This is a genomic window from Nonomuraea zeae (assembly GCF_005889725.1).
GTDB classification, from domain to species: Bacteria; Actinomycetota; Actinomycetes; order Streptosporangiales; family Streptosporangiaceae; genus Nonomuraea; species Nonomuraea zeae.
In genome coordinates this window covers 1-2,629 of record NZ_VCKX01000596.1, presented here as the reverse complement: position 1 = coordinate 2,629, position 2,629 = coordinate 1, and the positions used below count along the sequence as shown (strand labels likewise).

2 protein-coding genes are annotated in these 2,629 nt (G+C 70.8%); both read left to right on the top strand.

Annotated features, from left to right (window positions below; genetic code table 11):
• A partial coding sequence (locus ETD85_RS61575; protein WP_138698982.1) for a phosphopantetheine-binding protein occupies window positions 1-469 on the top strand: 469 nt, incomplete at its 5' end.
• On the top strand, window positions 469-2,629 hold a 2,161-nt coding region (locus tag ETD85_RS61570), incomplete at its 3' end, for a condensation domain-containing protein (RefSeq protein ID WP_138698981.1). The genes ETD85_RS61575 and ETD85_RS61570, both read left to right, overlap by 1 nt.

Sequence of the window (2,629 nt, the reverse complement as noted above, 5' to 3'; positions counted from 1 at the left end):
GCGGTTGGTGGCTTATGTGGTGCTGTCGGGCGAAATTTCGGTTGATGTCGTGCGGGAGTTCGCCGCGGCGTGGTTGCCGGAGTACATGGTGCCCTCGGCGGTGGTCGTACTCGACGAGCTGCCGGTGACCGTCAACGGCAAGCTCGACCGCGGATCCCTGCCCGCTCCCGAATATGCCGTCACCCCCAGCCGGGCCCCGGCCACCCGCGAAGAGGAGCTCCTGTGTGCGGCGTTCGCGCACGTCCTCCGGCTGGACGGCGTCGGCGTGGACGACGACTTCTTCGCACTCGGCGGCCATTCGCTGCTGGCGGTGCGATTGGTCAGCCAGATCCGGGCGGTGCTCGGCGTGGAAGTGCCGTTGAAAGTCCTGCTGGAGGCGCCGACGGTCGCAGGACTTGCACAACAGCTTGGTGATCTCAAATCAGCGAGGCCGGCGTTGCGGCCCATGCGTACCCAGAAGGAGTCCTGATGATTCCGTTGTCGTTCGCGCAGCGCCGGTTGTGGTTCGTCGCCCAGTCGGAAGGGCCGAGCGCCACCTACAACATGCCGGTCGTGCTGTCGCTCTCGGGTGAGGTCGATGCCGAGGCGCTGGGGCTGGCGCTGCGGGATGTGATCGGGCGGCACGAGGTGCTGCGTACGACCTTCCCGGACGTGGAAGGTGAGCCCTATCAGCACATCGTGGCGGCCGACGAACTGGCCTGGGAGCTGACGGTGACCGAGGTCGCCCCTGCCCGGCTGCCCGCGGCGGTGGCCGAGGCGGCGGCGCACGCCTTCGACCTGTCGTCGGAGATGCCGATCCGGGCCTGGTTGTTCGAGGCCGGGGCGGATGAGCGGGTGCTGGTGGTCGTCGTCCATCACATCGCCGGCGACGGCTGGTCGATGAGGCCGCTGGCGCGGGACGTGTCGGTGGCGTACGCCGCGCGGTGCGCGGGTGCGGCTCCGGCGTGGGAGCCGTTGCCGGTGCAGTACGCCGACTACACGCTCTGGCAGCGCGAGCTGCTCGGCGACGAGAAGGACCCGGACAGCCTCGTCTCCACCCAGCTCGCCTACTGGCGCGGCGCCCTGGCCGGCATCCCGGACGAGCTCGACCTGCCCTACGACCGGCCCCGCCCCGCGGTGGCCTCGCATCGCGGGCACACGGTGCCGATCGAGGTGCCGGCCGAGGTGCACGCGCGGGTGGTCGAACTGGCGCGCGCCGAAGGCGTGACCACGTTCATGGTGTTGCAGGCCGCGCTGGTCGTGCTGCTGTCGCGGCTGGGCGCGGGCACGGACGTCCCCGTCGGCACGACGGTGGCCGGTCGTACCGACGTCGCCCTGGACGACCTGGTCGGGTTCTTCGTCAACAACGTCGTCCTGCGTACGGACCTGTCCGGCGACCCCACCTTCACCGAAGTGCTCTCCCGCGTCCGGCAGACGGGGTGGACCGCGTTCGCGCATCAGGAGCTGCCGTTCGACCGGCTCGTGGAGGACCTGGCGCCGTCGCGGTCGATGGCCCGGCATCCGCTGTTCCAGGTGATGTTCAAGGTCCAGAACCACAGCGAGGCGGTGCTGGAGCTGCCGGGAGCCAGGGCCGGCGGGCCGTCCCGCGCGGTGTCCGCGGTGGTCACGACGGAGATGTCGGCGGCCAAGTTCGACCTGGACTTCACGTTGGGTGAGGTGTTCGGCGCGGGTGGCGTCGCTGGGGGGCTGCGGGGGTCGGTGGTGGCGGCGGCGGATGTGTTCGATCGCGGGTCGGTGGAGGTGCTGGTCGAGCGGTTGGTACGGGTGTTGGACGCGGTGAGCGGTGAGCCGGGTACGCGGTTGAGCGATGTCGAGGTGCTCGACGAGGCCGAGCGCCGGCTGCTGGGCGACTGGAACGACACGTCGGCCGAGGTGAGTGCCGGGTCGTTGGTGGAGTTGTTCGAGGCGCAGGTGGCGCGTGCGCCGCAGGCGGTGGCGGTGGTGGCCGGTGGAGCGCGGTGGTCGTTCGCGGAGGTGGATGAGCGGGCGAATCGGCTGGCGCGGCTGCTGGTGGCGCGGGGTGTGGCGGCCGAATCGGTGGTGGGGGTCTGCCTGGAGCGTGGGGCGGATCTGGTGGTGGCGTTGCTGGCGGTGTTGAAGGCGGGCGGCGCGTACGTGGCGTTGGATCCGGCGTATCCGCTGGAGCGGCTGCGCTGGATGGTGACGGATGCGGCGCCGGTGGTGGTGCTGGCCTCGGCCGGGACGGCGGAGGTGGTGGCCTCGGCGGCGACCGCACAGGCGGCGTCCGTCGTCGTGCTGGACGACCCGGCGGTCCAGGCGGAGCTGGCTGCCCTGCCGGATGATCGGCTGGGGGAGGTCTCCGGGGAGTGCGCGGCGTATGTGGTCTACACGTCGGGGTCGACGGGATGGCCGAAGGGGGTGGTGGTGCCGCATCGCGGAGTGGTGGGTTTGTGCGAGTGGTCGGCGCGGCAGGTGCTGGCGGGAATCGAGCGGGTGGCGCTGACGACGTCGGTGTCGTTCGACGCGTCGTGGAATCAGCTTGCCGGTCTGTTCGCCGGTCGTGAGCTGCACGTGGTGGATGGGGAGACGTGGCTGGATCCGGGGCGGCTGGTGGCCTGGCTGGCGGCGGGCGGGGTGGCTGGCTCTTATACACATCTGACGGTACCAA